Origin of the sequence: Streptomyces sp. NPDC006925 (assembly GCF_042869575.1) — a bacterium.
Taxonomy (GTDB): domain Bacteria; phylum Actinomycetota; class Actinomycetes; order Streptomycetales; family Streptomycetaceae; genus Streptomyces.
In genome coordinates this window covers 1-1,986 of record NZ_JBIAGB010000052.1, presented here as the reverse complement: position 1 = coordinate 1,986, position 1,986 = coordinate 1, and the positions used below count along the sequence as shown (strand labels likewise).

1 protein-coding gene is annotated in these 1,986 nt (G+C 69.0%); it reads right to left on the bottom strand.

The annotated features are described in order from the left end of the window. Window positions 1-57: 57 nt before the first annotated feature. Entirely contained in the window at window positions 58-1,863 is a 1,806-nt protein-coding gene (locus ACFYNS_RS31825) for an IS481 family transposase (protein WP_388606375.1), read from the bottom strand. Window positions 1,864-1,986: the final 123 nt, after the last annotated feature.

Sequence of the window (1,986 nt, the reverse complement as noted above, 5' to 3'; positions counted from 1 at the left end):
TGTCGAGTCTCAGGTGATGTTTGACGTTCTGGTCTCAGCTGATGCTTGACGGTGGGCCTAGACAACATCGGAAACCTTGTGGGGCTTGTTCGCTTTGACGTTGCGGATCGGGAGGCTGTTGGTCCGCTGGATGACCTGGACCTGGCCGTCCAGTTCCACGGTGATCGTCGATTCCGCCACGTGCATGATCACGGTCTGCCCCGCGTAGGTTCGGCCGAGACAGACGACCTGCCGGCAGACCATGACCGTGCCCACCGCGCTGACCCGCCGCTGCACGCGCACCGGCTCCGTCCTGGGCCCAGGCGGTGGGCCCGCGGGCCGCAGACCGTGCAACCGCTGCACCTCATCGCTGGTGAGCGGGTTGGGCCGCACCCGCAGCAGTTCCCGCGAGGACGGGTCGAAGAACAACAGCGTGGCCGTCTCGATGCGAACACTCACCCGGCGCCCGCCGAGGATCTCCGCCGCCAGCACCTGACGCCCGCCCAGGCCCACCAGCCCGTGGTTGTTGACCGTCCGGTCCACCTCGAACGCGGCCGCATCCCCGGCCGGCAGCGGCGACGGCCCCGCAGCACGCCCGCCCCGGGCCGCCAGCCGGGCCAGGTCCGCCACCGACAGGTGCGACCGCGCCGACTTGATCCGGGCCCCGGCTATCAGCAGGTGGATCACCTGCGTGTCGGCCCAGAACGTCACCGTCAGCCCCGACCGGGCCGGGCCCAGCCAGAACTGCTTGCCCGCGACCTGCAGATTCCCACTCGCAGGCACCACCCGTTCGAACTCCACCGGCCCGCCCTGCCCAACCGGCACTGCCGCCGGGACATCCCCCGACCCAGCAGCCGCACCGGTCACAGCATCGCCCGGATCCGGCTGCGCACAAGCCGTCCGCTGCTGCGGCACCAGCGCGAGCACTCCGGGCACCCTCAGACCCAGCACGTCCCGCTCTGGCTCAGGAACCGGGGCGAACCGGTCGGCCGGAGACTGCATTGCAAGCGACTGATGCGGCCGCGAGGAGTTGTATTCCTCCACCCACGCATCCAACGCCGCCTGAGCCGCCCCGACGCTCTCGAACGGATGGCAGTCATCGAGGTGTTCACGCCGCAGCGTCTGATGGAACCGCTCGACCTTACCCGTCGTGGTCGGCGACGCAGGCCGCGTCAGCCGGTGCGCGATCCCGTTCTCCCGGCAGATCCGGTCGAACAACACCTCACCGCCCTGCCCGAACCGGGCGGTGAACTGCTTGCCGTTGTCGGTCAGCACCTCTTGCGGCACCCCGAACCTGCGCAAAGCCCCCACGAACGCCGCGCACACCGCCCGCCCGGTCGCCCGCTCGACCACCGACGCGATCACGCAGTACCGGGAATGATCGTCCACACCGGTCACGATCTTCGCCTCGGACAACTCACCCGTGACCGGGTTGACCAGCATGACCCCGCCGACGATGTCCATCTGCCACAACTGCATCGCACGCTCCCGCTGCCAGCGCTTGTAATCCGACCGCTTCCGCCGCCGAACCCCCGGCACCACAAGCCCATGCCTGACCAAGATCCGATACACCGTCATCCGCGACGGCACCGGCGCCACCACCCCCGACCGCTCAAGAACATGAGCGATCCGCCGCGGACCCCACCCAGGATGCTTGCGCCGCAACTCACACACCGCCGCCTCCACCTCGGCAGAAACCTGATGCGGACACGACGCCGGCCTACGCGACCGGTCCGCCAACCCGGCCAGACCCGACGCCTCATACCTCGACTTCCAGCCGCTGACCGTCTGCCGCGACACCCCCAGCGACGCGGCGACCTCCGTCACCGTCGCACCCGCCAGCACCGCCAGGACAGCCCGATACCTCTGCTCGACAACCGACAACTCCACCAGCGCCAATCCCGGCCTCCCCACACGCACCGCAACGACGCGCACAGCAAAACCGAACACGGCCACCGTCAGCCATCAGCTGGGACCGAAGTGTCAAGCATCTACCGAGACCGGACA